The organism is Paenibacillus sp. sgz302164 (assembly GCF_056120505.1).
Map to the genome: position 1 here is coordinate 106,942 of NZ_JBVYOL010000021.1, position 26,241 is coordinate 133,182.

Below are 26,241 nucleotides of genomic sequence, written 5' to 3' on the forward strand. Positions count from 1 at the left end.
GGAGGAATAGCACATAAATGGTGAGTATGCGGATAGATGGTGACGACGAGGCGGTTGCAACTTGGGTGAAGCGTATGGGGACGGCAGTTTGAATAGGCAGGGGGAGGATATGCGCCTAACGGGCAGCGAAAATGTGCTCAAAAAAATGCCTTGTGATCATAACTGCAATCACAAGGCATTTTTACGTCAAAAACATGTAAATGAACTGATTCGGCGCAAATCAATACCGAAGAACATCCAAAACCTGCCGTTCCATCTAAACCCGGAAACCGATGTTCGTCCTACAAAGGTAGGGAAAAACCAGAATTGCTCTCCATTGTTGAGCCAGACGTACGTATTGCGAAACAGGCAACCGGAGATAGCTCCCGGGTCGACTGCAAAAGGCATAACCTGCGGCTCGAATGACGGGGGAGGGGCTGTCGGAGCCTGCACTCCCTGTGGGCTTTGCGGTCCTTGCGGTCCGAAAGGTCCGAATTGGCCCGGCGGTCCTGGAGGCGGCATAAATCCCATCGATATTCACTCCTTTTCATGTTTCTCCCACATAGTATGCTGAATTAGCGGAGAAGTGCCTGTTAAAGCGCAATTAGCTACTGTCAAATACCTACAGCGGGACAATTTTCGCCAATGCCGTTGAATCGATGTCTGCATCGCCCCGAGCAGGCCGTAACGATGATTGCGACATCCGAACACGCATCCGGCCGACAAAGGCCGTCAAAGATGTACGGAATGATGAATTTCATCGTTCCAGTCAGCAGCGCCATCCGGCGGCCCGTCGCCGGCGCGATGTTTTAGCTTGGTGCCCGGAACCGATACGGATAGCGCTGCGGACACAAAGGACTGGCCTTTCCAGGACAAAAGATTTTCGACGTAGCCCAGCGTGTCCGCGTTCGTCGTGCCAATGATGCGCTGGAAGGCGAGCAGGTCGTAGCTCAAGCTTTTTTCGTTGGTCACGATCGGCTGTAAGGCGCCTATTGCCAACACTTCGCCTTGGACAGGCATTTTCAATTTGCCGTGCTCGTCGTACATTTGCGACAAATAATCGGCGCTTTTGGTGCTGATGTCGATCATAAACTGCGCGCCAAGGCGCGGGCTGGCCACGCTCACTTTGTACCCATCCTCGTAATTCACGCGGAACGCGTACTCCTCGTTGTAGCTTTCAAAATCGAACAGCTGGCGCAGCAGGCTGTGCCTGAACGAGTACACATAGAAGATACCGTACCCGCCGCTTCCTCCCGAATCGATGCCGATCCATATATCGGCGATCCGGTCCTGGTCAAAATCCCCGAGAAACAGCCTGGCGTTATAGCCGGCGCCGCTCGGAAGTTTCACTGCCGTCCGGTAATTGGTATACCCGTCCTCGATAACGAGCGTGATGTGGTCGGCAAAAAGCTCCGACGACCCTTCTGGCCTATGGCCGAGCAAGTACACGGTATCGAGAATTCCGTCTCCGGTTACGTCGCTCTGCATCGAATCCAGCACAACCATGGCGGCATGGAAAGGTCCGTGCAAAATAAACCCCTCCTGTTCTAAAGTCAATCCTGCTTTGGTCTATCTTATGTGGGCAAGAATCCATTTGCCTGTGCAGCGGCCCAGCCTACTCGGCCCAAATGGAGGGCTTTTTGCGCTAGGGTCAGCGGGGTGAAAATAAAATTTGACGCAGCAAAGATTTGCTGATATGATGGCTTATATAATTCCGATAGGAAAAGTAAGATATGTTGATCGGTTCACCGAAAACACAGCTCCTTTTTTTGAGTTGTGTTTTTTTGCATTCATTTTATTTTAGGAGGTCATGCTTGATGACAGAAAGACAATTATCTCCGGAAACTTTGGCTATCCATGCGGGGCAGCAAATCGATCCCGCCACGCAATCGCGCGCCGTGCCGATTTACCAAACGACTTCGTACGGATTCCGGGATACGGAGCATGCGGCCAATTTGTTCGCTCTCAAGGAATTCGGCAACATCTACTCGCGAATTATGAATCCGACGACGGACGTGTTCGAACAAAGGATTGCCGCCCTGGAAAACGGGGCCGGAGCGCTCGGCGTAGCTTCAGGCCAAGCCGCCATCACCTATTCGATTTTGAATATCGCGGGAGCGGGAGACGAGATCGTATCGGCAACGAGCCTGTACGGGGGCACTTTTAATTTGTTCGCCACCACTCTGCCAAAGCTTGGGATTACGGTGAAATTCGTCGATCCGGGCGATCCGGAAAATTTCCGCAAAGCGATTACGAACAAAACGAAAGCTCTTTACGCCGAAACGATCGGCAATCCGAAAGGGGACGTCCTCGACATTGAAGCGGTCGCCGCCATCGCCCACGAGAACGGCATTCCGCTTATTGTGGACAATACGTTTCCGAGTCCGTTCCTGCTGCGTCCCATCGATTTTGGCGCGGATATCGTCGTCCATTCGGCCACGAAATTTATCGGCGGGCATGGCACGTCGATCGGTGGCGTCATCGTGGACGGCGGCAAATTCGACTGGAAAGCGAGCGGCAAATTTCCCGGCTTGACGGAACCGGACCCGAGCTATAACGGCGTCGTATATACCGAAGCGGTCGGGCCTGTCGCCTACATCATTAAAGCACGGGTGCAGCTGCTGAGGGATCTGGGCGCTTCTTTGTCCCCATTCAATTCATTCCTGCTGCTGCAAGGGCTGGAGACGCTGCACCTGCGGTTGGAACGCCACAGCGAGAATGCGCTGAAAACGGCGCAGTATCTGGAAAAGCACCCTTTGGTCGAGTGGGTGAACTACCCCGGTTTGGAGAGCCACGCTTCGTATGCACTGGCGCAAAAGTATTTGCCCAAAGGTCAGGGAGCCATTTTGACTTTCGGCATTAAAGGCGGCATAGAGGCAGGCAAAAAATTGATTCACGCCGTCCGCTTGTTTTCTCACCTGGCGAATGTCGGAGATTCCAAATCGCTCATCATTCATCCTGCGAGCACGACGCACCAGCAGTTGAGCGAAGCCGACCAGGCCAAAGCGGGCGTCACGCCCGGATTGATCCGTCTATCGATCGGGACGGAGGCAATCGGCGATATTTTATACGATCTTGAGCAGGCTTTGGCGGCGAGTCAGGCCATTCATGCGGAATGAAGGGAGTTTGGCAAACATGATAAAAGTGAAAGCACCGGCTCAATATTGGAACCAGCCCGGCATTGTATCGCAAGCCGGACGGCATATAGCGGAAATCGGCAAGCGCGCCTTTATTATCGGCGGCGGCAAGGCGCTGGAGACAGTCAAACCTGCGTTTTACGGCAGCCTGGACGAATCGGGGATCGACTATTCCACGCATCTCTTCTCTGGAACTTGCACGACCTATGAAATCGATGCGTACGCCCGCGAGGCAGCGGCAGACAGCAGCGACGTCATTATCGGCGTTGGCGGCGGCAAGGCGCTGGATTTGTCCAAAGCGGTCGGCGACAAGCTCGACCTGCCTGTCGTGACGGTCCCTACCATTGCGGCCACCTGTGCCGCTTGGTCGGCGCTTACGGTGCTGTACGACGCGGAGGGCCGCTCCACTGGCTATTTACCGCTCAGGCACTCGCCGGCGCTGGTGCTGGCCGACACGCGCGTTTTGGCGCTAGCGCCCAAGCGCTATCTTGCATCGGGCATAGGCGACACGATCGTCAAGTGGTACGAAGTCGGCGTCAACGTGAAGGATGCGCCCGAAGCGCTGGACGTCCGGATCGGGACGCAGACGGCCAAACTGGCGCTCGATTTGCTGCTGCAGCACGCGCCTCGGGCTTACGAAACGGCGGGCAGCGGAGAGGTGACTCCCGCATTCGTCGAAACGACGAACGCCGTGCTGCTGCTGGCCGGTCTGGTCGGCAGCCTGAGCGGGGGAGCGGCCCGGGCCGGAATCGCCCACGCGATCCACTCCAGCCTGACCTATTTGCCGGAAACGCGCGGTACGCTGCACGGGGAGAAAGTCGCCTACGGACTGCTCGCGCAAGTTATTCTCGAAGGGAAGCCCCGGGAAGAAATCGAGCGGTTGGGGGCATTGCTGCACGGCTTCGGACTGCCGATTACGCTGAAAGCGCTCGGCATCGGCAAGGACGCGGCTGAGGTGGCGGCCGAAGTAGCGGAAGGCGTGCTGCTTCCGGAGGCGGCGGTCAGCGGGCTGCCGTTCCGGGTTAACGAAGAAACGTTGGCTCAGGCCGTTTATCGAACGAATGAAGTAGGACAACAAATTGAACTGGCATACGAAAGGGCGAATCCGAACTATGAAACGATCCAAACATAAATTGTTTTCCGGCACCGCATTTTTGCTTGTTCTCGCTCTGCTGGAGGGCTGCGCGAGCAGCGCTTCGACGGGAGGAAGCGCGTCCCGAAGCTCCGCGTCGCCGGAAGCGTCTTCCGCATCCCCGAATGCGGCCGTGTCAGCGTCGGGAGCCAAAGTCGATTTGAGCAAAGTGGCTTTGCGGATCGGCCAGACGGGATGGGCGAACCTGGATATCGGTTTTAAAGCCGCCGGGCTGCGCGATACCCCGTACAAAATCGAATTCAGCGTGTTCCAGGGCGGCAACCTGCAGCTGGAGGCGATGGCGGCCAGCCATCTGGACGTGGCGCTGACGAGCGAAATTCCGCCGATTTTTGCTTCGCAGGCTGCGGGCGGCGGCAATTTTAAAATTGTTGCGGTGCAGGAGGCGAACACCTTAAATCAGGAACTGGTTGTGCCCAAGGGCTCGCCGATCAAAAGCGTCGCCGATCTGAAAGGCAAGCAGGTGGCCTATGTCGGCAGCACGACCGCACATTATTTTTTGCTCAAAATGCTGCAGCAAAACGGCCTGAAATGGGAGGATATCAAGCCCGTTCAACTGTCGACTTCCGACGGATTGGGCGCGCTCGTCGGCGGCAAAGTCGATGCGCTGGCCAGCTACGGGAATGCGATTATTTCGGCCCGCCAGAACGGGGCAACGACTTTGGCCAGTGCAAAAGATATTTTATCCGGCAACTTCCTGATCGAAGCGCTCCCTGAGGCGATTGACGATCCTGGCCGGCATGCGGCGATTGTGGATTTTTTGCAGCGCCTGAACAAATTTTACGAGTGGACACGCAATAACCAGACGAAGTGGGCCGAAATTACGGCGGACAATACGAAGCAGGCCGTGGACCAGGCACTCGCTACTCTGAAAGAGGGCGAAGCGCAGCGCCCGTCGCGCATCGTCGCGATTTCCGACAAGGCGATCGCTTCCGAACAAGACGTAGCCGACGTGCTTCAAAGCGTGAATCTGCTCAAACAAAAAGTGAATGTCAACACAACCTGGAGTCATGCGTTTGACGAGGAGCTAAAGAAACCATGAAGCGAAACGGCTTGTTTGACAAAATCGCCCCGTGGATCGTTCCCGTCGTGATTTTGCTGGCGTGGCACGTGCTGACGACCGGCGGGGCGCTGGCGACGAATATTTTGCCGCAGCCGCTAAAGGTATTGAGCACCTTCTGTGAGCTGGTCCAGAGCGGCGACCTGCTGAAGCATATCGGCGTCAGCTCCAAAAGAGCGCTCAGCGGCTTTGTGATCGGCGGCGGGATCGGGTTCCTGCTGGGGCTCGTTAACGCCGTTTTTTATACGGCGGACAAATTGGTCGATTCGTCGATCCAGATGGTCCGCAACATTCCTCACCTGGCGCTTATTCCGCTGGTCATCATCTGGTTCGGCATCGGTGAGGAAGTCAAGCTGGTGCTTGTGTCTCTGGGCGTATTTTTTCCGGTCTACTTGAATACGTTCCACGGCATCCGCTCCATTGACCCCGGGCTGATCGAAATGGGCAAAGTGTACGGGTTAAAACGGTTTTCGCTGTACGCGCACGTCATTTTGCCCGGCGCACTGCCGTCCATTCTCGTCGGCGTCCGTTATTCGCTGGGCATCACCTGGCTGACCCTGATCGTCGCCGAGACGGTCGCTGCGGATTCCGGCATCGGGTATATGGCGATGCAGGCGAGAGAGCATTTGCAGATGGACATCATCGTGCTCAGCATTTTGATCTATGCGCTCCTCGGAAAGCTGTCGGATTCGATCGCCAAGCTGCTGGAGCGGAGGTTTTTACGGTGGAGCCCGAATTTCCAAAAAGCATCCTCATGAAGATGGAAGGAGAAGCAGCATGAGCAAAATATCGACCGGAACACGCATCCAGATCCAAAAGCTGCGCAAACAGTTCGGGAGCAAGCCGATTTTAAGCGATCTCGACATCACGATCGGGCATGGCGAATTTATCGCGATCGTCGGCCGCAGCGGATGCGGCAAAAGCACGCTGCTGCGCCTGATCGCCGGGCTGGACCAACCGACGGGGGGCACGATTCTGCTGGGCAATGACAGAGGCGATGCGGCGCATTCCGCTACGCGGTTCCTGTTCCAGGAAGCCCGGCTGCTGCCGTGGAAAACCGTGCTCGACAACGTACGCGTCGGCGCTCCGCGCAAGGACAAGGCGCTGGCCGCTCAGGCGCTCGGGCAAGTCGGCCTGGCGGAACGCGCTGGCGAGTGGCCGAGCGTACTCTCCGGCGGGCAAAAGCAGCGCGTCGCGTTGGCGCGCGCGCTCGCCAGTCATCCGCGCCTGCTGCTGCTGGATGAACCGCTCGGCGCGTTGGACGCCTTGACGCGCATCGAGATGCAGAGCCTGATCGAGCGGCTCTGGCTGGAGCAGGGCTTCACTGTCATCCTCGTTACACACGATGTCAGCGAAGCGGTGGCGCTGGCCGATCGGGTGCTCCTGATCGATCAGGGCAAAATCTCCCTCGACACGCGCATCACGCTAGCCCGGCCGAGGGAGCGGGACAGCGGTTTCGCTTATTTCGAAAACCTGATCCTCAACCGGGTCATGGACAGAGAAGAACATTCGGCGGCCGCCCCCGTCCCCGAGGAGAAAAAGCTGGCTTATTCCATATAAGCCGAAACGGGCCGGCGAGTGCCGTGAAATAAATAAGCAATAGAATTAAATCATAATAGGCTCGGTTCTATTGAAATAGAATCAGGCCTATTTTTGTGGAAGATTTTACGATGGGTATTACGGATTTGGAAAAGTACATCTGCATGCTTCCGGAGTTCTTCACGAAGTGCATTTGCCCATTTCGGAATGTTGCCATGAATCACAATCCGGTCATAGCAAGTACCCCGGCAAAATCCTATTGCTTGGGCAATGTTGAGTGGAGTTTCTTCGGAGGGAGCAGAGTCATAAATCCTTGCGGGGAATATTATCGTTGGATAATCGAACTGCGGATTGGGAATAAAATAGAAGTAAACGTGTGGATTAGATAACCAATCGAGGAAAGGGATGGGTGCATGACATTTCAAATTTCACGTCTTCTTAGACGTCCAAAACCGAAACGTACGCCCGACATCTCGTGGTTGGATGATCAATCGCTGTACGATCAGGGTCCGCTTCCCGTAAGCTTTGACGAAGCCTGCAGCTTGTTCCGGTCGATATGGGCAAACTGCGGCGATGTTGAATACCGCGAAATCCGCGTCGGCGAAACAAGAGTAACCGTCATTTGGATTGGCACGTTGATCGATAAGCAATTAGTGCAGTCAGGCATTGTGGAGCCGCTTGTCCATTGTCGGGAGCCTAGGCTCGACATGTCTACACTCGAGCAGCTATTGCCCGCACCCTCGTACCAGAGAGTGGGGACGATTCAGGAGGTCAATCAAGCCATCGGGAACGGCATGGCAGCGGTTATCGCTGAAGGCATCGGGCAAGGATTGGTTATCGATGCCGCTGGATTTAATGAGCGTTCTCTCGGGAAGTCAGATCTGGAACCGGCTGTGATTGGACCTCAAGTGGCTTTTGCAGAACATTTGACAAAGAATATTGGGCTGATTCGCCGCAGGCTGAACAGTCCACGCGTCAAAATAGAGTTTATGACGATCGGAAAAGTTTCGCACACGCAAATTGCTATTCTTTACGTTGACGGTATTACGAAACCGGGCTTTGTAGAAGAAACGCGGAAGCGGCTAAAGCACATCCAGGTCGACGGCATTTTGGATGCAAATTATTTGGACGAGCTGATCAGGGACGCCCCTTTCTCCCTTTTCCCGACCGCACAGTCGACAGAGCGGCCTGACCGTATGGCAGCCGCTCTTTTGGAAGGGCGCGTCTCGATCATGACGGACGGAAGCCCGCTTGTCATGCTCGCACCGACAACATTTTTCAGCTTGCTACAGGCGGATGAAGATTATTACCAAAACTACATTACCGCATCGGCTATCAGAATGCTGCGGCATTGCGCGTTTTGGCTGTCCTTATTAACGCCGTCATTATACGTGGCATTGGTTACTTATCATCAGGAAATGGTTCCGACTGTCTTGCTCATTACGCTGGTCAAAAGTCGGGAGGGAGTTCCTTTTCCCGCTTTTGTCGAAATGCTGATTATGGAATTCTCGTTCGAAATTTTGCGCGAAGCCGGAATTCGGTTACCTCGCGGGATCGGTCAGTCCGTAAGTATCGTCGGAGCGCTCGTCGTGGGAGAGGCTGCTGTCAGCGCGGGGCTCGTGTCCCCGTTAGTGGTTATTGTCGAGGCATTAACCGGAATTGCCTCCTTTACCGTTCCTTCCTATTACCTCGGCACGTCTATCCGTTTCCTGCGATTCCCTTTTGTCGTGATGGCAAGCACATTCGGTTTGTATGGCATCGTTGTTTCTTTGCTGATGCTGCTTACCCATTTGGTGTCGTTGCGTTCCTTCGGCGTACCGTATTTGTCCCCCGTTGCGCCATATATCCGCGCTGATATGAAGGATGTGTTTATTCGTGCGCCGTGGTGGAAGATGAGAGAGAGACCGCAAATGTTCGAAACGAAGAACACAGTACGGGGACGAAGTCGCTCGATCATCCTCCCGGACACCGGCCAAGAGGATGATCGGGCATGAAGAAACTTTGGCTTCCGCACAAGTTATTGCGTGGGATCATCATCGTATTGTCGTGCTTGACTGTTTCAGGCTGCTGGGATCGGATCGAATTGCAAGAAATGTCCATTATTATGGGCATGGGTATCGATCGGTCAGAGAACGGGTCAACGCGCGTTACAGTGCAAATCATCGATACCTCGGGTGCCGGCGCGGGAAAAGCGGGAGAAGTTCAAAAGGGCAAAGCGCAAGAGGGCGGAAAAGGGTATTTAATACTCGAAGAGCAAGCCCCATCCCTGGAAGAAGCACTGCAAAAGTTTTTTCAGAAATCGGGGCGGCGTATGTTTTTTTCCCATATCGCCATCATCGTGTTCGGCAACGGTTTTGCGGAACAAGGGATCGGACAAACCCTCGAATACTTTGAAAGAAGCCGCGATTTTCGCCGTATCCAGCTGCTTGCGGTTACAAGCGGAACAGCGGCCGAGGTGCTGAACGGTTTTACAGGGGTGGAACCGGTCACCGCAAAAGGGATTCAGGAGCTTATTTTCAACCAAATCAACACGTCGATTACCTTGGAAAGCAGCGAGCTTCAGTTTGATCAACGGTTTCTTGCTCCCTCCCATTCGTCAGTCCTTACCTGGGTAGATAACAATTCGAAAGGCGAAGTGGTATTGAAAGGAATTGGGGTATTTCAAGGCGGGCGCTTGACCGGATTGATTCCGGGAACGAAATCCAGAGGGGTTCTCTGGTTTCTGAACAAAGTCAACAGGGCGCAGTTGGAAGTGCCGTGCGAGGAAGACAATGAACGTACCATGATCGAAGTGCAGCAAGCAAAAGTCAAGGTAAAGCCTGTTCTTACGGAAGCAGCCCCCCTCTTTCAGGTGAGCGTCAGGGGAGAAGGGGTAATCCGAAAGCTTTGTACCCAGAAAGATTTGACGGCGGAGACCATACATTCGTTGGAGAAGAAATTATCGGAAGCGATTCAAAAGGAAATGGAAAGCTCGCTTTCCGTTCTTCGGAAAAGTCAAACGGACGCCATAGAGTTCGGCACGAAACTGTTTATAAAAGATCCGCGGGCGTGGCGGAAAATCGCCACCGAGTGGCCGAGTATTTTTCCGAATTGTAGGGTGGAATATTCGATTCTGATTGAGATTAAGCGGCCGGGTATGAATACAAAACCGGTTCAGAAAGTATTTACCCCGGAAAATAATCCGCCGACATTAAATTTGAAGGGATCCGGCGAATGATCTATTTCAGTATTCTCTTTATCTTGGGACTCTTATTCGAATGGCGTGTCCTGTGGCACACCGGGGAGCGGCGGGAATGGGTCATCCAATCATGCCTGATCGTGCTTGGATCGACTATGGCCGCTATGGTTCACTGGCGGTTGAATCAATTGTTTGACCCGTTAAGATGGATCAACGGCATCTTTCGACCTTTAACAAAGTGGCTGTATCAAATCTTGTAAAGGGAGGATCCGAGGTGCAGCAGCAAATTTCGCAAAGGCAGCTGGGTTTTATTCTTTATTTCCAGATCCTTGGCCTTGGCATTCTGATTTATCCATTTGCGATCGGCCAATCTGTTGTTCGAGACGCCTGGATGATCGGGCTTACTTTTATACTTAGCGTCGTTGCTATTACGGCGGTCATCGTTTGCTTCATGAAGACGTTTCCGAATCTAACCTTGATCGAAGGTCTCCACACGGCTTTCGGCCGGTGGTTGGGATCGACCATCGCGATGTGGATCCTATTCTGGATTTACATGATAACGTGCATTGATACGTTGGAAACGATGCTTTTTTTGAACAACACCCTTTTTCCGAATACCCCGAACTATGTCATTACGGCGTTGTTTATCTTTCCCGTCTCCTATGCCGTCTATATGGGGTTGGAAGTGCTTGGGCGGCTGGCGGAAATCGTGTCTCCCGTCACAGTCGCACTGACGATTTTTTTGTTTCTGATGGCCATGAGAAACGCGAATATCACCAATATCCAACCCGTACTTGCGGACGGATTAGGTCCTGTCCTGCGGGGATCCATGGTTCCATGGGCAGCGGGTATGAAGTTCATCGTGACCTTATTTTTAGCACCGTCTTTGCAAAAAGGGTTCCGGGTCGGGCGCACTCTCCTGATAATCGGGACGCTCGTCGGTTTAACGGGCTTATTCACCGAATTGTCAACGACTCTGATACTGGGACAAACCCGTACCTACTCGGGCTATCCCATTTTGGAAGTTGTTCGGACGATCCGGATCGGCACCTTTGTCGAACGGTTGGATACAATTTATGTAACGGTGCTGATCGCTACGACCTTTATCGATATCATCGTGCTGCATTACTGTATCGCCTCTGGGCTCAAACAGCTGTTCCAACTAAAACAGTACCGGCCGCTCGTATGGAGTACGGGAATGCTTATCTGGGCCGGCAGCATGTTTTTTTTACGCGATAGCCAAACAGAAAAAAACTTTGTTTTATTAACAGCCCCTTCGTATTTTTATTTTAACGGCATCGTCATCCCTGTGCTGGCTATCGCCATTCACCTCTTTCGACGAAGGAAGCCTTGACCGGAAGAGCACCGGAAAATCTGTGTTTTTTAATTGATTTATAGCGTGAATAAATGGCACCAAGATGCGTTCATTGGAAATTCCAGTTACAAATTCTTCGAGGGGCAACGATTATTTTCAGCATTAATCAGCATAGATAAAATAAAACCTAACTTCATACAGGTCATGCAGCATTAGGAGTGCGCGCCTGGCCTGATAAAAACAGGGACCTGACTCCCGGCAGATAATGCTGCTTGGAGCCGGTCCCTTGTTCGGTTTAGCGGGCCGGGGCGAAGCCCTCCACCTGCTTGAGAATCCGCTCGATGTGTTCGAGCGTCTCCGGTGCAAGCGTGATGTCCACGGCTTGTACGTTTTCCTCGATCTGCTGCGGATTGGTTGCGCCGATCAGGGCGGAGCTGACGCCCGGCTCTCTCAGCACCCATGCCAGCGCAAGCTGCGACAGCTTGATGCCGAGATCGCCGGCCAACCGCTCGAGCTCCTGCACGCAGCCCAGCACCTGATCGTTCAAATAGCTGCCGATGACGCCGTTGATCGAGCTGTTCGCCGCTCGGCTGTTCGCAGGGAGCGCTTGTCCGGGCTTGTATTTTCCGGTCAGAATGCCTTGGGCGAGCGGCGAAAAGACGATTTGCCCGATGCCTTCCCGAACGGACACGGGGATTACCTCGCGCTCGATATAGCGCTCGAACATGTTGTAAATCGGCTGGTTGGAAATGAGCGGCCGCAAGTTGAGTCTTTTGCCGATGCCTGCAGCATCCGCGATTTGGGCGGCGCTCCATTCGCTGACGGCGGCATATAGGATTTTGCCCTGCGCCGTCAAATCGTCCAGAGCGTGCAGCGTTTCTTCCGGAGGCGTGTTCGGATCGTACCTGTGGCAAAAATAAATGTCGATGTAGTCGGTACCCAGCCGCTTTAAGCTGGCTTCGCACTGCTCCATGATGTGCTTGCGGGAAAGTCCGCGGTCGTTCGGGCCTGTACCCATCGGGAAATACACTTTGGTCGACAGCACGTAGCTGGACCTTTCATACGGCTTGAGCGCGGCTCCGATCGCTTTTTCGCCTTCGCCGGTGTTGTAGGCGTTGGCCGTATCGAAGAAGTTGATTCCGCTTTCAAACGCTTTGCGAACGCACGCGTCGGCAGCCTGCTGCTCGGCCGCAGTACCGTAAGTAAGCCAACTGCCGAGGCCGATTTCGCTCACTTTGAGTCCGCTTTTTCCTACATTTCTATATTTCACTGGTGCTCATCCTTTCTTAAACCGGGTTGTGAAAATTATATATGCAAGCGGGCATTCTGCAAAGTACGCAAAAGGTTTTCATTAAGTATCCTTGATGAAAGTAACTCAACTAAACTTTTCAAAGCAAGGCATTTAATTTGTCGGGTAACCGGATGCGGCGCGCAGCGGTATACTTGAAGAAATGCAAGCGTTTTCCAAACGTGCGGAAGGCGCTGCCGGACATTTTGTACGTTTCAGGAGGAGTCAACCGTATGGATCATCGCAAGGAGCCAGTTCCGTCATTATACCGGCTGTTCGCAGGCAGCTTCGATATCGGGGCGGCCGTGAGCCCGCAGACGCTGCAGACGCAAGCCGATTTGCTTGTGACGCACTACAACAGTCTGACCGCAGAAAATCATATGAAATTTAGCGAGATTCATCCTGAGCCTGGCCGCTACACGTTTGAGCGTGCCGATGCGATTGTCGATTTTGCGGCGCAGCACGGCAAAAAGGTGCGCGGCCATACGCTGGTCTGGCACAACCAGACGCCGGATTGGGTTTTTGCCGGCGCTGACGGGAAGCCCGCGGCCAGGGACGTGCTGCTGGAGCGGATGCGGGAGCACATCGACTGCGTCGTGAAGCGGTACCGCGGCGCGGTATACGCGTGGGACGTCGTCAACGAAGCGATTGACGACGGCGAGGGCGGAACGCTCCGCAAGTCCGGGTGGCTGGAGTCGATCGGCGAGGACTATATCGCGAAAGCGTTCGAATACGCGCATCAGGCGGACCCGGACGCGTTATTGTTTTACAACGATTACAACGAGACCGACCCGGTGAAGCGGGTGAAAATATTCGGCCTGGTCCAGTCGCTGCTCCGTCAGGGCGTGCCGATCCACGGCATCGGCCTGCAGGGGCACTGGAACATTTACGGCCCGCCGCTGGACGAAATCCGCGAAGCGATCGAGCGCTACGCGGCGCTCGGCTTGCAGCTGCAAATTACGGAGCTGGATTTGTCCGTTTTTGAATTTAACGACCGCCGCACTGACATCGTGCATCCGACGGAAGCGATGATGGAGTTGCAGCAGCGCCGGTACGAAGACATTTTCAGATTGTTCAACGAATACAAGGGCGTCATTACAGCCGTGACGTTCTGGGGCGCTGCGGACGACTATACGTGGCTCGACAATTTTCCGGCGCAAGGCAGGAAAAATTGGCCTTTCCTGTTTGATGCCGGGCATGCCCCGAAAGGCTCGTTTTACCGGGTTGCGCAGCTGCGGGCGTAAAAATTCCTTTGCGAATCGGCCGATATCCCGTACAATATGAGCCAGACGCCGACACTTACATAACGAACGCGAGCCCGGTACATGCTGCCGGGCTCGCTTTGCCATCTTTTTCAGGAAAGGAACGGATGCTTCCATGTACAAAGTTTTGCTGGTTGACGATGAACCTTACGTGCGCATGGGTCTGCTCGGCATGATCGACTGGGAAGGGCTCGGCTACAGCGTCTGCTATGAAGCGGACAACGGACAAGACGCCCTTGACATCATCGCCAAGGAACAGCCGGATGTGGTCATCACGGATATTCGCATGCCTGTTTTTGACGGCCTGCAGCTCATCGAGCAGGTGCAAACGCGCAGCATAAGCACTTGCAAGTTTATTATTTTAAGCGGTTACAATGATTTTGCGTATGCACAAACCGCGCTTCGGCACGGCGTAAGCGACTATATGCTGAAACCGATCGAGGAAGAGGATCTGGAGGAAATGCTGCGCAAGCTGGCGCAGCAAATCGGCGACGAGCGCCGGCGCCGCGAATTGCTGAGCCGGCAGGCCCTGGCAAGCCTGTTCGAGCAGCTGTCCTGCGGCAGCAATGCGGATGCCGCGCTGCGGGAGCTGGCGCCTCTTGTCTGCGTCCCCAAAGGCGCGCTCGTGCGCTGCGGCATTGTGGAAATCAACCGCGGCGTCGGCGCGGAGGGCGGGGTGCCCGCAGGCCGGGAAGCCGACGACCCGTTGACCGTTGCGGAAGCGCTTCGCTCGCTGACGGGGCGTTCCTCCGGGCTCGCGTATGCTCTGCGCCGCAACCACTGCGCTTTCATCGTCGGCAGCGACATGCTGCAGCAGCATGGAGGGAGCGCGGAGCGGTTCGCGGGAGCGCTGCAAAACGAGCTGGAGCGGCGTCTTCGCCACCCGGTCTGCGTGTACGTCGGCATCGGTGTGAAAGATATGCAGTCGCTCGGACAATCGGTCCGGACCGCCAATGAGGCGTTTCAGTACAAGTATGTGCAGAGCTTGAAAGGGGTGATCGTTCACGAGACGGCGAAGGCGGTTCCCCTTGTCTACGCAGAGCCGGATGACAGCTTGTTTCATGCGATCGTCGAAGCGGCCGAAGAGCGCGATACGGACCGGCTCAGCGCGGGGGTGCAGCGGCTGTTCGCGGAACTCGCGGCAAAGCCGATGGCCAAAGACGCGATTCGCGCGATTTTGAACCGTTACGTGCATAAAGCGGTCGGCATCCTGCAGAGCATGGAGGGCCCGGTTGAGCGGCTGGCTGCGCTAAGGCCGATGCTGGAGTGGGACCGCCACTCGCTTACCCTGCAGCAGCTTGGCGAGCTGTTCCGGGCGTTCATGCTGGAAAGCGCCGAATGGATGGACCGGCTGCGCGGCGAGCAGACGAAAGGCAGCATCCACAAAATTAAAGCTTACATCGAAAAGCATTATCAGGAGAACATCAATCTCAAAAGCATCGCCGCCGAATTTTTTATGAATCCCGTATATGTCGGCCAATTGTTCAAGAAGAAATACGGCATGTATTTCAACGAGTTTCTGCTGTCGATCCGCATCGGGGAGGCCAAGCAGCTGCTCAGGCAAACGGACCTGCGCATTTACGAAATTGCCGAAAAGGTCGGCTTCAACAATGCGGACTACTTCGTGACCCAATTCGAAAAAACTGAAGGACTCCCTCCATCCGAGTACCGGAAAAAACTTTTGACCAAACGAGGCGGCTGCTCAGATGAAAAAACGGTTCTTTCAACTTGACAATGTAAGGCTGCGGAACAAGCTGCTGATGCTGTATGTGCTGTGCGTGTTCATTCCGATTTTGCTGACAAATCTCATTTTTTACAGCATTACGACGCATAACGTGAAGAGGCAAAAAATGGAAGATATTTCATTGAATCTGGAAAAGCTGAGAAACGATTTCCGCGCCAAAATCGACAACGCCGTCGGGATATCGTCCGTTTTTTATACCGATAATTTGTTGAACGAGGCTTTGGAGCAAAAGTATACCGAGGCGATCGGCTTCGTCCGCCAGTACAATTCGCAGATCGCGGGAGTGCTCAGCAAATATACGCCGATTTACAAGGAAATCTCGTCGATTGAGCTGTATACCGATAATCCGACGATTATCGATTCGGGCGGCGTGCATCCGATTACGGACGTTACGCGGACGGAGGCGTGGTACCGCAGTTTGCAGCAATCGCTCCGCGCCGGGCAAACGTATCCGCTCGTCATTCGCGCCGGCTCCGGGGAGGACTCGTTCAGCGGGCTTACGCTTATACGGTACATGAACTATTTTGCCTCCCAGAATACGTACAACAAATATTTGAAAATCGACCTGAGCCCCGACGCCATCAAGCAGTTGTTCGGCAGCCAGACATTGCAGGGACGCCTCTACCTGCTGGACGACAGGGGGGACATCCAGTATTCGACCGATACGGGCCTGGACTGGAGCCGGGGACAGATCAACTTCAATACGCTGCCTGTGCCGAAAGATGCGATCGTGCTGGAGGAAAAGTACACCGTCAACTACTTGAACGGGTGGCGCATCGTGCTCATCTCCGATTCGCACGTCCTCGACGCGGTGCGCAAGTCGCGGGAATTCGTCATTTACTTGGCGCTCGCCAACATTTTGCTGCCGACGCTCCTCATTATTTGGATCAGCCGCTCGCTGCACGTCCGCCTCGTCCGCATTGTACAGCATATGAAAAAAGTGAAAAACCAACATTTCGAGCTGATCGGCGAAAATGAATCCAAGGATGAAATCGGCCAGCTGACGCGCGAATTCAACCGGATGACCGTCCAGATCAAAAGCCTGATCGATGACGTCTATATCGCCGATATCCAGAAGAAGGACCTGGAGCTGAAGCGCCGCCAATCGCAGCTGCACGCCCTGCAAAGCCAGATCAACCCGCATTTTCTGTTCAACGCCCTTGAAACGATCCGCATGCGCAGCATCATCAAAGAGGAAAACGAAACGGCCAAAATTATTAAAAATATGGCGAAAATGTTCCGCCGTTCCCTGGAATGGGGCGGGGATTGGGTCACGTTCCGGGATGAGATGGACCTGATCCTGTGTTTTCTGGAAATTCAGCGGTACCGGTTCGGCGACAAGCTGAGCTACCGCTTCGATGTGGACGAATCGGTCTACGACTGCACGATTCCGAAAATGACGCTGCTGCCGTTCATCGAGAATGCCAGCATTCACGGCATCGAGCCGCAGCAGGGCGAGGGCATGATCGAGTTGAAGGCGCAGCGCAGCGCCGAACGGCTGCTGTTCACGTTGTCGGACAGCGGGATCGGCATGCCTCCGGAGAAGCTCGCTTCCTTGCACGCATACATGATGAGCGGCGAAGAGGTCAAGGAGCACGTCGGCATGAAGAACGCTTATTTGCGATTGAAGCTGTATTACGGCAGCAGCGCTCAAGTCGCTATTTCCAGCGAATACGGCCGTGGGACGGCCGTTACGATCTCGATTCCGGCTGACCGCGACTGCGCGGATGCGGCATCTATGCTTTCCTAAGAAGATGCTAAAGTTTGCCGGGTAATCAAAATAATAGCGATTCTTTATAATGAAAGTGCTTACAGCGAATCGTTTGAAAGGGGAGTTTCAACCAGGATGAAGAAGTTAAAATGGTTTACGGCCGGCTTGCTGCTGACGCTTTCGTTAAGCGCTTGCGGCAGTGCGGATACGGCCAAGCCCGGCGCTTCGGGCGCGGCGGCCGGCCCCGGCGGCACGGCTGCTTCGGCGGACGACAAGGCGCCGGTCACATTTTCGATGTTTATTTTTAATGCAGGCAAGAACATCAATACGAACGAGACGCCGATCGGCAAAGAGCTGGAGAAGCAGACAGGGGTCAATTTCAAGCTGGAGAAGCTGGTCGGCGAATCGAAGACCAAAGCCGGCGTCATGATCGCCAGCAACGAATACCCGGACGTTATTCAGCCGGAGGGCGAAATCGACAAGTTTTTGGACGCCGGAGCGTTCATAGCGCTGGACGACCTGATTGAGAAATACGGTCCGAACATCAAGCGCGTGTATGGCCCGTATTTTAACAAAATGAAGCAAAAAGACGGTAAAATTTATCATCTTCCTTTCAGCGCGAATCAGGGCTACATCGCCAACCCGAACGTCGATCAAGGGGCGTTCTGGATTCAGTGCGGCGTCCTCAAGGAAATGGGCTATCCGAAGGTGACGACGCTTGACGAATACTTCGATTTGATCAAGCAGTACAAGGACAAGCATCCGCAGGTCGACGGCAAGGATACGATCGGGTTCTCGATGCTGACCTATGACACGAACTTTTTTACGATTACGAATCCGCCGATGCATCTGGCCGGCTATCCGAACGACGGCGACGTGATCGTCGACATGAAGTCGCGCGAAGCGAAAGTGTACGCCGTGGACGACATCACCAAGCGTTGGGTGAAAAAGCTGAACGACATGAACGCCGCAGGCTTGTTCGACAAAGAGTCGTTCACGATGAATAAAGATCAATATTTGGCCAAATTGACTTCCGGCCGTGTGATCGGCTACTTCGCATACGACTGGCAGGTGGGCGACGCCCGCAACAATCTGAAAAAAGCCGGCGTCGACGACAAGCGCTACATGCCACTGCCGATCGTGTTCGACAAAGGCTCGAAGGACCAGTACCTCGATCCTCCGGGCTTCGTGAACAACCGCGGCGTCGCGATTACCAAAAGCGCGAAGGACCCGGTTCGCATCGTCAAGTTTTGGGACAACCTGCTGAAAGAAGACAATCAGGTGCTGATGCAGTGGGGCATCAAAGGCCAAACCTATGAAGTCGACGATAAAGGGAAGTTTTACCGCACGGACGAGCAAATCGCCAAAGTCGCCGATCCCAAGTTTTATGAGGATTTCGGGCTTAAGGATTTCGCCTGGAACTGGCCGCGCTACGGCAATTCCTCCGTGCTGAAGGACGGCAATGCGTTCGATCCGAACAAGCAGCCTTCGGTAGCCGAGAAAAATTTCACCGACGGCGACAAAACGATATTGAAAGCTTACAACGCGAAAGTGTTTACCGATTTGTTGAGCACGCCGGACGAACGCCCTTGGTATCCCGCATGGAGCATCAACAAAGGCCAGGGCACGCCGGAACAAATTTTCGGGCAAAAAAGCAGCGATGTCCAGAAAAAATATTACCCGGAAATGATTCTCGCCGCGCCTGACAAATTCGACAAATTGTGGGGCGATTACACGGCGCAAATGAACAAATTGGACGTAAAAGGATACGAAACGTTCGTCACCAAAATCGTGCAGGCCCGCGCGGCAGGCGATTGGTCCAAATAGCGTCACGGGGTGCCGGGCACGGGCGGGTGTGGCAAGTGCCCGGCGTCTTTTTACCGGAAAAAGACAAGCAAGTCTTGGAGGAGCGAGTGATTTTCTATGGAGAGCCCTACTGCAAATACGATGGCTGGCCAAACAACGCTGTCCGGGAAATCGACGGGAATTGCGCTGTTTTGGCACAAGCTCGGCAGGCAAAAAGCGTTGTTCGCCATGTCGGTTCCGTTTCTGATCTGGCTGTTCATGTTCAAATATGTCCCGCTGTGGGGCTGGACGATGGCGTTTCAAAACTACCGGCCGGCCAAAAAGTTCGCGGAGCAAACCTGGGCCGGGTTGGATCAGTTCAAGTTTTTGTTTCAGGATGAAGCGTTTCTTCGCGTCCTGCGCAATACGTTTGCGATGAGTGTGATCAATCTTGTTCTCGGCTTCGCCACGGCGATTGCGCTGGCTATTTTGCTCAACGAGCTTCGGCAAGTTTTCTTTAAAAGAGTCGTGCAGACGATCAGCTATTTGCCTCACTTTATTTCCTGGGTTGTCGCGGCGAGCATTATTTCAGGCGCTTTGTCGACGGACGGCGGTATCATCAACGTGATCCTGCTGCAATTGCATCTGATTGACGAACCGATTCTGTGGCTTGGCAAAGGCGAATATTTCTGGGGCATTCTCGGGGCTTCCGAGGTATGGAAAAACGTCGGCTGGAACACGATCATTTACTTGGCGGCGATGACGACGATCGATCCGGCGCTTTACGAATCCGCGGAAATGGACGGAGCGGGCAGGCTCCAACGCATTTTGCACATTACGCTGCCAAGTTTAAAACCGGTTTTTATCATACTGCTCATTATGAATTTGGGAAACATTCTGGAGTCCGGCTTTGAGCCGCAATATTTGCTCGGCAACGGAATGACCGTCGACTATTCGGAAAACCTCGATATTTTCGTGCTGAAATACGGGATTTCGTTAGGGAATTTCTCGCTGGCGACGGCGGCGGGCATTTTCAAGACGGTGGTCAGCTTCGTGTTTTTGATCAGCGCCAATCAGATTGCCAAACGGGCCGGAGAAGCCCGGTTGTTCTAGACGGAAGGAGGGCGTTCGGCTTTGGAAACCGTGCGCGTTAAACGCTCGAACAGACGCTATTCTTCCCCGGGAGACCGTTTGTTCGACATATTCAATATCGGGTTTATGCTTTGTCTGGTCATCGTGACGCTGTATCCGTTTCTGAACACGTTGGCCGTAGCCTTGAACGATGCGAACGACGCGGTTCGCGGAGGCATTTATTTGTGGCCGAGAGTGTGGACCGGGAAAAATTTTCAATACGTATTCAGCGAGGCGCTCATTATTCATTCGACGTTCATTTCGATTCTGCGGACGGTGATCGGCACCGTCGTGACGGTGTTCTGCTCGGCGATGGTCGCCTACACGATTTCCCGCCGGGAGTACGTGCTGCGCAAATTCGTCTCGGTCGCTTTCATCTTCACGATGTATTTCAGCGGCGGCCTCATTCCGGGATATTTGCTTATCCGCGATCTCGGCATGGTCGGCAGCTTCTGGGTATACATCATTCCCGGCCTGATCGGCGTATTCAACCTGATCGTCATCCGCTCGTTTATCGACGGGCTGCCCGACGGCATTCTGGAAGCGGCGCGGATCGACGGAGCAGGGGACTTCGCGATGTTCATCCGGGTCGTGCTGCCGCTCATCGTGCCGGTACTGGCTACCGTTGCACTGTTCAGCGCGGTCGGGCAGTGGAACTCGTGGTTCGACGTATTTTTGTACAACTCGTCCAAAGATAATCTAAGCACGCTGCAATACGAACTGATGAAAATATTGCAAAATACGAACACGACGACGTCCCAGTCGGCAGCCGACGTATTCGCCAGCAGCGGCAATACCGGTGCGCTGACCGTAACGCCGACGACGATCCGCGCGACGATGACGATTGTGGCCAGCGTCCCGATCATCCTCGTCTACCCGTTCCTGCAAAAGTACTTTGTCAAAGGGATGACTGTCGGCGGTGTGAAGGGCTGATGTGCCGGCGATGAGGCGGCTATTCGGGGAGTAAGCCTGCGCAAAAGTCAGGCTGCCCGGAAACCCCAGCGTCAGAGGCGATAGCTACAATCCGCTTGGCCGCACGGAGAAAACCTGCAAAAATACATGAATTTGCTTCCTTGATCGCTGGATACGGAGAATTCCTGCAATTGTGCAGGCTTTTCAACGGGGACATAGGATCAGGTTCACTTTCAGCGAAAATTCCTGCACTTTTGCAGGTTTTTCGCCAAAATAAGCCAGTTTCAGAGGAAAAACCTGCACATTTGCAGGTTTTTCCTCTGCATCCCGTGCAGCTCCCGGTGCGCGGTGTTGCGCTGCATGACGGCGGTCAGTCGACCGCATTCCTGCCAAGCTACTCCTGCCCAGTTGCGCAGTTCCACGGCCTGCACCGGGTGAGGCGCAAGTTGGGAAAAAGCGGTCTCACGGGTTCCCCTAGCCCTGAATAGTGCCGCGACTTTCTCGGGCTGCCTGGAAAGTGCAAGCTTTTTTACCCCCAAAACAGCTTGCGTCAATTCGTGAAAAGTACTCGAACCGGTTTTGTAGGTTCGTGTAGATTTTTATAGTTGAGGGTTTAGACTGAATAATGAAAGCGGTTTAATATCAATCTAAAGTTGAGCCAAATGTCTTTAAGGGGGAATTTTTCAAGTGAAGAAATTAACCGGGAAGAAAGTCGCGGCTATCGCTGTACTGACATTATCTCTCATATCTTCAGGGTGTGCGGTGAAAAACCAAACGGATGCACAAACAAAAAATACGGCCCCAAATGACCCGGCTCCCGTTACAAATTCGAGCAGTGCCGTCAAATCCAATTTGCCCAACATTCAAATTTTGGCAATGGGCGGCACGATCGCCGGAACCGGCTCTGTTGCCACGCAAACTACCGGTTATCAAGCGGGGGTTCTGACTCCGGATCAGCTTATTGAAGCGGTGCCATCGCTAAAAGATATTGCCAACCTGTCCGCTGCCCAAGTGGCGAAAATCGATTCAGGCACATCCAATACCGATGCCATCATGATCAAGCTGGCGAAGGAAGTCCAAAAGACATTGGATGATCCGAAGTATGACGGCGTTGTCATCAGCCACGGTACCGATACATTGGAGGAGACTGCCTATTTCCTCGATTTGACCGTTCATTCCGACAAACCGGTCGTGATCGTCGGTTCCATGCGTCCCTCTACGGCCATATCGGCTGACGGCCCGTTAAACCTGTACAACGCTGTAGCGTTAGCCGGTTCTAAAGAAGCCCAGGGCAAGGGTGTCCTGATTTCCTTGAACGACAAGATCGGAAACGCTCGCGATACTTTTAAAACCAGCACTACCGGCGTTGATACTTTCAAAAATCCGGAACTGGGTTACCTTGGATATATGCAGGGAGGTAAACCTTACTTTTACAACTTGCCGGTTAAAAAACATACAAGCCAGTCCGAATTTGACATTCGCAACATGACTGAAGATAGTTTGAAGCGCGTAGATATCGTCTACTCTCATGCCAATGACGACCGTATATTGGTTGACGCCGCGGTTTCAGCCGGAGCAAAGGGCATTATCCACGCCGGTACAGGCGACGGCTCCATTCATGAGAAAACGCTTCCGGGTCTGCAGGATGCTGTAAAAAAAGGTGTTGCCGTTGTTCGCGGTACCCGCGTGCCTGAAGGTATAGTTACCAGAGAAAAAATGGATGACGACAATAAATTTATCACTTCCGACAATCTCAGCCCGCAAAAAGCACGCATCTTGTTGATGTTGGCGCTCGCCAAAACCCAAGATCCGCAAAAGATTCAAGCGTATTTCAACCAATACTAAGAGATATTCGAGTGCGCCGCTCCGTTCAGGGGCGGCGTTTTTATTTGTGAAGTTAGGGGTGTGCATATGTTGGATTAGTGGACATTTATTAGAAAACCAAGTTTAGTCCACCAAAACAAAATCATTCGAATTTTCGTTTGAAAGCGCGAACATTATAATCGGTTTACATAGGCGCTGCGAATGTGCATCTGCGGCAAGGAGGCTGATATGTCATTGTTTTCGTAAAAAAGAGAGCAACCAGGGAGTGGATAGCCGGACTGTTATTTGCGTCGCCGGTGCTGCTGAGATTTCTGATTTTTGTAGTCGGACCGCTGGCGTATACGTTCATTTTGAGCTTTACCGAGTACAATGTAGTTTCGGCTCCCCGTTTTATCGGTTTGGCGAATTACAGGGACCTTTTGGGGGGCAAGGACGCCTTTTTCTTTCCTGCCGTGCGGGCCACTGCGTACTATGTGCTGATCAGCGTGCCGGCCGGAGTCGTGTTTGCGTTTGCGATGGCGATTCTTTTGAACCGGCGGATTAAATGCAGGAGTGTGTTTCGGGCGATTTTTTATATGCCGGTCATCATTCCCGCTGCCGCCGCCTCCATGATTTGGCTGTGGCTGCTGCAGCCGGATTTTGGCGTCGTGAGCTATGTGCTGGACAGTCTGCATCTGCCGACCTCGCTTTGGCTGTCGTCCGACAGCACGGTGATGCCGACGTTCATTTTGCTGAGCTTGTGGACGACGGGCAACATGATCGTCATTTTTTTGGCCGGACTGCAAAATATTCCGTCCCACCTGTACGAAGCCATCGAGGTCGACGGCGGCAGCGCGCTGCATAAGCTTGCGTATATTACCGTTCCGATGAGCTCGCCGATTGTTTTTTTTAACACGGTTATCGGCTTTATCAACGGGTTTCAAACGTTCGTGCAGCCGCATGTCATGACGCAGGGCGGGCCGAACAAGGCCAGCTATTTGTACGTGTATTATTTGTTCAAGGAAAGCTTCCAGTTTTCCAGGTTCGGCACTTCAAGCGCCAGCGCGGTGCTGCTGTTTCTCGTCATGCTGCTGATCACCGGCGTATGCTTCAAGCTTTCCAACTCGCTCGTCTATTACGAAGACCAGGAGCGGCGCCAATGAAGACTAAACATATGCTTTCGCAGGCAGCGATTTATGCCATTTTGCTCATGGGCAGCATCATTTGTTTGTTTCCCATTTATTAGATGTTTCGTACGGCTTTAATCGATATGGGCCAAATTTTTCAGAAACCGCCGCAGTTTATTCCGGCAGCTTTGCAATGGAGCAATTTTGCTACTGCTTTGGGTAATTATCCTTTCGGCACTTACTTTTTGAACAGCGTGCTGGTGACCGGGCTTTCCGTGCTGGCGTGCTGCTGACCGCTTCCATGTGCGCCTACAGTTTCTCGAAAATTCAGTGGCCGGGGAGGAACCGCGTGTTCGGAGTCATTTTGACCGGGATGATGCTGCCTTTTTTCGCCGTCATGATCCCGCATTTCATCGGCTGGAAAATGCTTGGGCTCACCGACACGCTCGTGCCGCTTATTGCTCCGTCGTGGTTTGGCGGCGGCGTGTTTCATATTTTTTTGCTCCGGCAGTTTTTCTTGTCGATTCCGCGCGATCTGGATGAAGCGGCCAAAATGGACGGCGCCGGGCACGCCCAAATTTATTGGACCATCATCGTGCCGCCCGGCAAGCAGGCGATGACCGTCGTCGGTTTGCTGGCGTTTTTGGCCAGTTGGAACGATTTTCTCGGTCCGCTCGTGTTCATCACGTCCGAGAAGCACTACACGCTTATGCTCGGCTTGACGCTGTTTCAAGGCTCGTACTCGGCGCAGTGGAATTACATGATGGCCGCCACTTCGATCATCGTGCTGCCGTCGCTGCTGCTGTTTTTGTTCGCGCAGAGGGCGCTTATAGAAGGCATCACCATGACCGGCATCAAAGGCTAGGCAAGGAGGTTAAAAAAGCCGACTTTGATAACGAAGCGAATCGGGGAAGCGTACTCGGCGTCGAATCTTGAGCGAGCCTGGGAAGTCCGGTACTCACGTAGCCACACCTACGCTCCGTTCCTCCTTCACCAGGCAGCGCCCAACCTTCTCGGTTCTGAAAGCCGGCTTTTTTAACTTGATCGAAATGAGGTTAAAAAAGCCGGCTTTGATCATGTTGATTCTGCTCATAGACGAGCGCAAGGAGGTATGACATGCCAACCGATGCAAAGGGTTTCAAAAAAGTGCTTGCCGTTTTGACCGTTTGTATTCCCGTTCTGACGCTGCTTGCCAGTCCGAGTCCGGCGCTTGCGGCTAACGACCCGGGAATGCCCGTATTTGGCGGGGCGGCGAATCCGGTGCCTGCCGAACCTGTGTCTTATACCGTGAACAGCATGATGCAAGCGATGTACGATACGGAGAAGGGCGGGACCGATTTCTGGATGGACCGCATGCTGTCCAGACCCGGCAACGATCCGGAAGGCTCCGATTTGATGACGAGGGGCAGGAGCGCCTATATGAAGGTGCACAATCCGGGCGTCCTCGGCTTTGCGGGTTCTTTTGCGTATCAGGACAATTTGAACGATAGGGACGCCTACACCGTTGCCGTTTCACCGGGAAGCTTCAGCGAGAATGTGTCCAAACGGCTGCAGACGCCGAGTTACTGGCAGAGCGAATTCAATGCAAGCGGCGTGCAAATTACGCAAAAGAAATTCATTACGCAAAACAATGTTTTCGTCACTTTGCTGTACATAACAAATCTTCATGCATAACCTGCTGAACAACGGAAAAGCAAGCCCCGGATACTACCTGGTCAATTTCGGAAAAGTGACGGACATGAGCTTCTCGGCGCTGGACCCGGTCTGGCTCGGCAAAGAAACAGCCGAACAGGCCATGAAAGCACTAGCGCCCAAAATCCAGCCGGAAATCAAAGGAAGATACGGCAAGTAATAAACACCAACGATGCGTGCCGAAACCGCGCCCTCCTTCAATTGAACTTCATTGAAGGAGGACGGTTTCGGCGACTTCCGTCGGTCGCCGGATACAAACCAAAGCCGCCGTCGTCCGCTCGCCGCTGCATACAAAGCAGATCCGCCGCGCCCTGCCCGCCGTCCGCATACAAACCAGACCCGCCGCCATCCGTCCGCCGCCCGCGTACAAAGCAGATCCGCCGCGCCCTGCCCGCCGCCCGCGAACAAACCAGACCTGCCGCCACCTG

The 26,241-nt window shown here is 53.7% G+C and carries 25 protein-coding genes; 20 read left to right on the forward strand and 5 right to left on the reverse strand.

The genetic code is table 11. From position 1 onward, the window contains the following. Positions 1-186: 186 nt before the first annotated feature. Together AC0LWT_RS28815 and AC0LWT_RS28820 are read right to left on the reverse strand one after the other, a co-directional pair. Positions 187-510 carry a transporter gene (locus AC0LWT_RS28815; protein WP_474684735.1) on the reverse strand — a complete coding sequence of 108 codons (324 nt, stop codon included), beginning with the start codon at positions 508-510 and terminating at the stop codon, positions 187-189. A 201-nt stretch (positions 511-711) separates the two neighbouring features. Further along, positions 712-1,509: a VCBS repeat-containing protein gene (locus tag AC0LWT_RS28820; protein WP_474684736.1), complete on the reverse strand. Its 798-nt coding sequence runs from the start codon at positions 1,507-1,509 to the stop codon at positions 712-714. A 284-nt stretch (positions 1,510-1,793) separates the two neighbouring features. On the opposite strand from AC0LWT_RS28820, the gene AC0LWT_RS28825 reads away from it, so the two are divergent. From AC0LWT_RS28825 to AC0LWT_RS28865, 9 genes are all read left to right on the forward strand, one after another. Continuing rightward, a complete protein-coding gene (locus tag AC0LWT_RS28825; RefSeq protein ID WP_474684737.1) occupies positions 1,794-3,098 on the forward strand; it encodes a homocysteine synthase in 1,305 nt (434 codons plus the stop codon). Positions 3,099-3,114: 16 nt separating this feature from the next. Next, complete coding sequence (locus AC0LWT_RS28830; protein ID WP_474684738.1) at positions 3,115-4,248, forward strand: iron-containing alcohol dehydrogenase family protein; 1,134 nt, start codon at positions 3,115-3,117, stop codon at positions 4,246-4,248. Beyond that, positions 4,229-5,308 carry an ABC transporter substrate-binding protein gene (locus tag AC0LWT_RS28835; protein WP_474684739.1) on the forward strand — a complete coding sequence of 360 codons (1,080 nt, stop codon included), beginning with the start codon at positions 4,229-4,231 and terminating at the stop codon, positions 5,306-5,308. Before AC0LWT_RS28830 ends, AC0LWT_RS28835 begins: the two co-directional genes overlap by 20 nt. Continuing rightward, positions 5,305-6,084 carry an ABC transporter permease subunit gene (locus tag AC0LWT_RS28840; protein WP_474684740.1) on the forward strand — a complete coding sequence of 260 codons (780 nt, stop codon included), beginning with the start codon at positions 5,305-5,307 and terminating at the stop codon, positions 6,082-6,084. Before AC0LWT_RS28835 ends, AC0LWT_RS28840 begins: the two co-directional genes overlap by 4 nt. A gap of 19 nt (positions 6,085-6,103) precedes the next feature. Beyond that, positions 6,104-6,886: an ATP-binding cassette domain-containing protein gene (locus AC0LWT_RS28845; RefSeq protein WP_474684741.1), complete on the forward strand. Its 783-nt coding sequence runs from the start codon at positions 6,104-6,106 to the stop codon at positions 6,884-6,886. A 392-nt stretch (positions 6,887-7,278) separates the two neighbouring features. Next, the gene (locus AC0LWT_RS28850; protein WP_474684742.1) at positions 7,279-8,859 is read left to right on the forward strand and encodes a spore germination protein; all 1,581 of its coding nucleotides are present in this window, start codon (positions 7,279-7,281) and stop codon (positions 8,857-8,859) included. Next, positions 8,856-10,082 carry a Ger(x)C family spore germination protein gene (locus AC0LWT_RS28855; RefSeq protein ID WP_474684743.1) on the forward strand — a complete coding sequence of 409 codons (1,227 nt, stop codon included), beginning with the start codon at positions 8,856-8,858 and terminating at the stop codon, positions 10,080-10,082. The genes AC0LWT_RS28850 and AC0LWT_RS28855 overlap by 4 nt, the downstream gene beginning before the upstream one ends. Then, positions 10,079-10,303 carry a hypothetical protein gene (locus tag AC0LWT_RS28860; protein WP_474684744.1) on the forward strand — a complete coding sequence of 75 codons (225 nt, stop codon included), beginning with the start codon at positions 10,079-10,081 and terminating at the stop codon, positions 10,301-10,303. The genes AC0LWT_RS28855 and AC0LWT_RS28860 overlap by 4 nt, the downstream gene beginning before the upstream one ends. A gap of 14 nt (positions 10,304-10,317) precedes the next feature. Then, positions 10,318-11,397 (forward strand): GerAB/ArcD/ProY family transporter, encoded by a 1,080-nt coding sequence (locus AC0LWT_RS28865; protein ID WP_474684745.1) that lies wholly within the window; start codon positions 10,318-10,320, stop codon positions 11,395-11,397. Positions 11,398-11,653: 256 nt separating this feature from the next. Here the strand turns inward: AC0LWT_RS28865 and AC0LWT_RS28870 are convergent, their stop codons facing one another. Further along, complete coding sequence (locus tag AC0LWT_RS28870; protein WP_474684746.1) at positions 11,654-12,628, reverse strand: aldo/keto reductase family protein; 975 nt, start codon at positions 12,626-12,628, stop codon at positions 11,654-11,656. A gap of 251 nt (positions 12,629-12,879) precedes the next feature. Between AC0LWT_RS28870 and AC0LWT_RS28875 the strand changes: the two genes are divergently transcribed. The 6 genes from AC0LWT_RS28875 (at position 12,880) to AC0LWT_RS28900 (ending at position 21,212) form a co-directional block, all read left to right on the forward strand. Beyond that, positions 12,880-13,890: an endo-1,4-beta-xylanase gene (locus AC0LWT_RS28875; RefSeq protein WP_474684747.1), complete on the forward strand. Its 1,011-nt coding sequence runs from the start codon at positions 12,880-12,882 to the stop codon at positions 13,888-13,890. 133 nt (positions 13,891-14,023) lie between these two features. Continuing rightward, positions 14,024-15,640 (forward strand): response regulator, encoded by a 1,617-nt coding sequence (locus AC0LWT_RS28880; RefSeq protein ID WP_474684748.1) that lies wholly within the window; start codon positions 14,024-14,026, stop codon positions 15,638-15,640. After that, positions 15,615-17,402, forward strand: coding sequence for a sensor histidine kinase (locus AC0LWT_RS28885; RefSeq protein ID WP_474684749.1), 1,788 nt, complete (start codon positions 15,615-15,617; stop codon positions 17,400-17,402). Before AC0LWT_RS28880 ends, AC0LWT_RS28885 begins: the two co-directional genes overlap by 26 nt. Before the next feature lie 96 nt (positions 17,403-17,498). Further along, the gene (locus AC0LWT_RS28890; RefSeq protein WP_474684750.1) at positions 17,499-19,190 is read left to right on the forward strand and encodes an ABC transporter substrate-binding protein; all 1,692 of its coding nucleotides are present in this window, start codon (positions 17,499-17,501) and stop codon (positions 19,188-19,190) included. A 120-nt stretch (positions 19,191-19,310) separates the two neighbouring features. Then, positions 19,311-20,261: an ABC transporter permease gene (locus AC0LWT_RS28895; protein ID WP_474684764.1), complete on the forward strand. Its 951-nt coding sequence runs from the start codon at positions 19,311-19,313 to the stop codon at positions 20,259-20,261. Positions 20,262-20,291: 30 nt separating this feature from the next. After that, entirely contained in the window at positions 20,292-21,212 is a 921-nt protein-coding gene (locus AC0LWT_RS28900) for a carbohydrate ABC transporter permease (protein WP_474684765.1), read from the forward strand. 183 nt (positions 21,213-21,395) lie between these two features. Here the strand turns inward: AC0LWT_RS28900 and AC0LWT_RS28905 are convergent, their stop codons facing one another. Next, positions 21,396-21,575 (reverse strand): hypothetical protein, encoded by a 180-nt coding sequence (locus AC0LWT_RS28905; protein ID WP_474684751.1) that lies wholly within the window; start codon positions 21,573-21,575, stop codon positions 21,396-21,398. Between the two features lie 303 nt (positions 21,576-21,878). On the opposite strand from AC0LWT_RS28905, the gene AC0LWT_RS28910 reads away from it, so the two are divergent. The 5 genes from AC0LWT_RS28910 to AC0LWT_RS28930 all read left to right on the forward strand — a co-directional run bounded on the left by AC0LWT_RS28910 (position 21,879) and on the right by AC0LWT_RS28930 (position 25,973). Then, positions 21,879-23,036 (forward strand): type II asparaginase, encoded by a 1,158-nt coding sequence (locus AC0LWT_RS28910; protein WP_474684752.1) that lies wholly within the window; start codon positions 21,879-21,881, stop codon positions 23,034-23,036. 275 nt (positions 23,037-23,311) lie between these two features. Then, positions 23,312-24,157 carry a carbohydrate ABC transporter permease gene (locus AC0LWT_RS28915; RefSeq protein WP_474684753.1) on the forward strand — a complete coding sequence of 282 codons (846 nt, stop codon included), beginning with the start codon at positions 23,312-23,314 and terminating at the stop codon, positions 24,155-24,157. A gap of 313 nt (positions 24,158-24,470) precedes the next feature. Beyond that, positions 24,471-24,986 (forward strand): carbohydrate ABC transporter permease, encoded by a 516-nt coding sequence (locus tag AC0LWT_RS28920; RefSeq protein ID WP_474684754.1) that lies wholly within the window; start codon positions 24,471-24,473, stop codon positions 24,984-24,986. Between the two features lie 251 nt (positions 24,987-25,237). Beyond that, positions 25,238-25,795 carry a hypothetical protein gene (locus AC0LWT_RS28925; protein ID WP_474684755.1) on the forward strand — a complete coding sequence of 186 codons (558 nt, stop codon included), beginning with the start codon at positions 25,238-25,240 and terminating at the stop codon, positions 25,793-25,795. After that, positions 25,788-25,973 (forward strand): hypothetical protein, encoded by a 186-nt coding sequence (locus AC0LWT_RS28930; RefSeq protein WP_474684756.1) that lies wholly within the window; start codon positions 25,788-25,790, stop codon positions 25,971-25,973. Before AC0LWT_RS28925 ends, AC0LWT_RS28930 begins: the two co-directional genes overlap by 8 nt. Before the next feature lie 37 nt (positions 25,974-26,010). Here AC0LWT_RS28930 and AC0LWT_RS28935 read toward each other — a convergent pair. Beyond that, the coding region (locus AC0LWT_RS28935; RefSeq protein ID WP_474684757.1) for a hypothetical protein at positions 26,011-26,241 on the reverse strand (231 nt) is incomplete at its 5' end.